The following is a 2540-nucleotide window of genomic DNA, read 5'->3' on the forward strand; positions in this document are numbered from 1 at the left end:
TGACCGGATTTGGGGTTAACAGTCTTGAGATCTTCAACCGATACGGTACGAAGGTATACAGTTTCACCGGGGCTTACACTGATGAGTTCAGGGGCGTATCTGATGACGGGGATGAGTTGCCAACGGGGACTTATTTCTACGTTGTGAAGTACAAGGACACCGAGGTAAGGACAGACTGGTTCTATATCACCAGAGAACAATAATTAACGCAACCAGAAAAAGATAATGAAAAGACTATATATATTAATCGCTATGGTACTGATCGGGATGGTTGGGGCACATGCCCAACAGGACCCACAGTACACGCAGTACATGTACAATATGAACGTGATGAACCCCGCTTATGCGGGGTCCTTCGAGGGACTGTCCCTTGGGGCGCTTTACAGGAGCCAGTGGGTCGGTGTCGACGGGGCACCCAAGACGGCGACCTTCAACGGTCACATGCCCGTAGGGCGCAAGGTAGGGCTAGGTCTGTCGTTTGTTAACGACCAGATCGGACCTGTAAAGGAGAACAATGCCTATGTTGACTTCAGCTATACGCTTGAGTTGGGCGGCGGTCACAAACTGGCCATGGGGGTCAAGGCGGGAGCTACGTTTTATGACGTGGGTCTTACGGGCCTTGACAGGCTTGATGCGGATGACCCATTGTTGGGAGAGGACGTGAACAGTGTGTCCCCTAACGTAGGGGCGGGTTTCTACCTTTACAAGCCGGATACTTATTATGTATCTCTTTCCATGCCGAACATCATCAGCACGATCCATTTGGATGCAGAGAACGGGAAGAAGGTAGGATCTGAGACGCAGCACTTTTTTGCGGCTGCAGGTTATGTTTTCGGGTTGTCAGACAACTTCAAGCTAAAGCCACACGCGATGATGAAGATGGCCTTTGATGCACCTATGACCTTTGACGGGAACTTGAACCTTTTCATGTACGATATCGTTGAACTTGGAGTTGGTTACCGTTTGGAGGATTCCTGGACGGCGATGGTAAACTTTATGATCACGCCACAGTTGCGCGTGGGCTATGCCTATGACCATATCGTGAGCGACCTTGACATCAACGCGAATGCCTCCCACGAGATATTCCTCAACTTTGATATCCTGCTTTCGAGAAAGGTATCCCGTTCACCACGTTATTTCTAATCATCCAATCACACAGAATTATGAAAAAGCTCAACATATTTATACTTATAGCAATGATCGGGTGCCTAGTGGGATATTCCCAGAACGCGGCGACCGAGACAGCTGACCGATATTACCAGAACTTTGAGTTCGTTAGAGCGATCAAGAGCTACGAGAAGCTGGTAGAGAAGGGCAAGGGCGACGAGTACGTATACCGTCAGTTGGCCGAGGCCAATTACAACATATTGAACACCGAGGAGGCAGAGAAATGGTACTACAAGGTACTTGAGAGCACTCCCGGAGATGCAGAGATCATCTACAAGTACTCTCAGATGCTCAAGGCCAACGGGAAGTACGACCGTTCCAATGAGTACATGCGCAAGTTTGCAGAGTTGAAGCCAAACGACCAGCGAGCGGTAGCCTTCATGGAGAACCCGGACTATATTCCACAGTTGTTGGAGAAAGAGAAGACCTTCCGTTTGAAGAACCTGGACATCAACAGCGAGCAGTCCGACTTCGGGGGGACGATCAAGGACGGTAAGTTATATTTTGCCACGGCAAGGAACAAGTCAAGAAAGACCTATGGTTGGAACGAGCAGCCGTTTTTGGATATCTACGTATCCGAGGTGACAGCAGATGGCTTTATGGAAGCCGACCAGATAGACGGCGACGTGAACACGCAGTTCCATGAAGGAGTTGCGGCGATCAGTCCCAATGGTACGACCATGTACTTCTCCAGAGAGAGTTTCTCGGAGGGGATGTACGAGAAGGACAGCACCACCAGAAGAAAGATCAGTGTGAACAACCTTTTCGAGGCTACCTTTGATGGCGAGAAATGGGGTTATGTAAAACCATTCCCATTGAACAGCAACACCTATACGATCAAGGACCCTAGCGTGAGCAAGGACGGAAAGACCCTTTACTTTTCATCTGATATGCCAGGGGGTCACGGAGGTTATGACATCTACAAGGTATCCATCAATGGAGACGGTACCTACGGAGATGCGGTTAACCTGGGAGACATTGTCAATACCGAGGGAGATGAAGGTTTTCCTTTTATAAGCAGTACCGATGTACTTTACTTTTCATCCAACGGGCACTTGGGCCTAGGAAACCTGGATGTTTTCTTTACCAAGCTTGACGGCGGGTCTTACCTGCCTGTAAGAAATGCAGGAGTGCCAGTGAACGGTAACATGGACGACTTTGCCTTTACCATCGATGAGGAAAGCGGGGAAGGATTTGTATCCTCCAATAGAGAAGGCGGTAAGGGAAGCGACGATATCTACCAGGTGTTCAGACTTCAGCCAATGTGTACTGTAGACCTTATTGCTATGGTTACCGACAGCCAGAGCGGGGAGCCATTGCAGGGAGCCAGCGTATCTGTATACGATGACCAGGGGAGCATGTTGCTTACCCAG

At 49.4% G+C, this 2540-nt stretch carries 3 protein-coding genes; all 3 read left to right on the plus strand.

The features are described 5' to 3' along the window. A partial coding sequence (locus tag GZ212_RS16055; protein ID WP_166962545.1) for a gliding motility-associated C-terminal domain-containing protein occupies window positions 1-203 on the plus strand: 203 nt, incomplete at its 5' end. 22 nt (window positions 204-225) lie between these two features. Beyond that, the gene (locus tag GZ212_RS16060; RefSeq protein ID WP_053971044.1) at window positions 226-1143 is read left to right on the plus strand and encodes a type IX secretion system membrane protein PorP/SprF; all 918 of its coding nucleotides are present in this window, start codon (window positions 226-228) and stop codon (window positions 1141-1143) included. A 20-nt stretch (window positions 1144-1163) separates the two neighbouring features. Next, the coding region (locus GZ212_RS16065; protein ID WP_166962548.1) for a PD40 domain-containing protein at window positions 1164-2540 on the plus strand (1377 nt) is incomplete at its 3' end.

It is taken from the genome of Mangrovimonas sp. CR14, from assembly GCF_011764015.1.
Taxonomy (GTDB): domain Bacteria; phylum Bacteroidota; class Bacteroidia; order Flavobacteriales; family Flavobacteriaceae; genus Mangrovimonas; species Mangrovimonas futianensis.

Bases quoted from the DNA above. Each gene is read 5' to 3' on its own strand.
- GZ212_RS16060 (WP_053971044.1), top strand. From the start codon at position 226: ATGAAAAGACTATATATATTAATCGCTATGGTACTGATCGGGATGGTT.